The organism is Hymenobacter rubidus, from assembly GCF_016734815.1.
GTDB lineage: Bacteria > Bacteroidota > Bacteroidia > Cytophagales > Hymenobacteraceae > Hymenobacter > Hymenobacter rubidus.
In genome coordinates this window covers 1-1,120 of the sequence record NZ_JAERQF010000077.1, presented here as the reverse complement: position 1 = coordinate 1,120, position 1,120 = coordinate 1, and the positions used below count along the sequence as shown (strand labels likewise).

Annotated in this window: 1 protein-coding gene; it reads left to right on the top strand. The window is 59.3% G+C overall.

What is annotated here, in order from left to right; all coding sequences use genetic code 11:
• Positions 1-47: 47 nt before the first annotated feature.
• Complete coding sequence (locus tag JKL48_RS22840) at positions 48-1,112, top strand: IS701 family transposase (protein ID WP_201987723.1); 1,065 nt, start codon at positions 48-50, stop codon at positions 1,110-1,112.
• Positions 1,113-1,120 lie beyond the last annotated feature (8 nt).

Below are 1,120 nucleotides of genomic sequence, written 5' to 3'. Positions count from 1 at the left end.
ACTGATGTTACGCATCCGTTGAGTTGGGTGGCCCGTTAACACTGCCTATGATGAGTTGCACGTTGGACCTGTACACGGATTATTTGCTGAGTTCGACGGGCCCAACCACGGCCACGGGCTTGTCGCGGCTGCTGGACGGGGCGTTGAGCCACGACCACGTTACGCGCTGGCTGAGCCAGGCCACTTACGGCTCGGCCGAGGTGTGGCGGCAAGCCAAGCCGCTGATTCGGCAAGCCGAGGCCCGGCGGCTGGCCGATGAGTTCGCGGTGCTCATCGTGGACGATTCGGTGCTGGAAAAGGCGCATACGGACGCCAACGAGCTGATTTGCACCCATTGGGACCACAGCCAGCAACGCTACGTCAAGGGCCTCAACTTTGTCAGCTTGCTCTACCAGGTCAGCAAGTTGGCCGTGCCCATCGCCGTCGAGTTGGTGCGCAAAACCGTGCCCGTTTACCACCCCAAGACCCAGAAAACCAGTTACCAGAGCCCGTTTTCCAAGAACGAGTACCTGCAGCAGATGCTGCGCGTGGCCCAGCAACAGGTGGCCTACCGCTACCTGTTGGCCGACTCGTGGTACGCCTCGGCCGAGAACATGTGCCTGGTGCGGGCCCTGGGCCACCACTTCATTTTTGCCCTCGAAAGCAGCCGCACCGTGGCCTTGAGCGAAGCTGACCGCGCCCAGGGCCGGTTTCAAGCCGTGCAGTCGCTGGTCTTTCCGGATACGCAGCCCTTGCGCGTCTATTTGCGGTCCGTCCAGCAGACGGTGCTCGTGACCAGACAAGTCTTTACAAACCAAGACGGTAGCCAAGGCATTCTGTATCTGGTCAGCAGCGACACCGACCTGGACCAGGCCCAACTGACCACGATTTACCAAAGACGGTGGAAAGTGGAAGAATATCATAAGTCGCTCAAACAAAACGCCTCGATGGGCAAGGCCCCCACCAAAACCCTGGCCACGCAAGCCACGCACTTCGTCGCCGCCGTGCTGGCCTACACCAAACTCGAGGTGCTCAAACTAAAGTGCGGAATCGGCCATTTTCGCCTCAAAGCCCAACTCTATACCGTGGGCCTGAAAGCTATATACCACCAACTCGGCCAACTTCGTGCGTAACATCAGTT

Bases quoted from the DNA above. Each gene is read 5' to 3' on its own strand.
- JKL48_RS22840 (WP_201987723.1), top strand. From the start codon at position 48: ATGATGAGTTGCACGTTGGACCTGTACACGGATTATTTGCTGAGTTCG.